General features: G+C 49.5%; 1 rRNA gene. It reads left to right on the plus strand.

The features are described 5' to 3' along the window. Positions 1 to 249: 249 nt before the first annotated feature. Positions 250 to 325: ribosomal RNA gene (locus AC1DFR_RS22405) — 16S ribosomal RNA — on the plus strand; the annotation flags it as partial.

Raw genomic sequence — 325 nt, forward strand, 5'->3', positions numbered from 1 at the left:
CGGGTAAGTTTGAAAAGTTGCTCCGGAGCGATCCTTGACTGTTTGTTGGTTGTGGTGGTGCCGGGTGTGTCTGTTGTTTGAGAACTCAATAGTGTGCCAAGTTTGTTGATACCAATTTATTGTATTGAATTGGTTGAATTTGCCGGGCCCGCCACCCCGTGGTGTGGTCTGGTGTTTTTGGCTGGTTTCAAATTTTGTGCAGCGTGTGTATCCCGTTTTCCCGGGGGCGCATGTTGTGTCTGTTTTACTTCAACGGAGAGTTTGATCCTGGCTCAGGATGAACGCTGGCGGCGTGCTTAACACATGCAAGTCGAACGATGATCCG

Source organism: Arthrobacter sp. 05T410, from assembly GCF_056396505.1.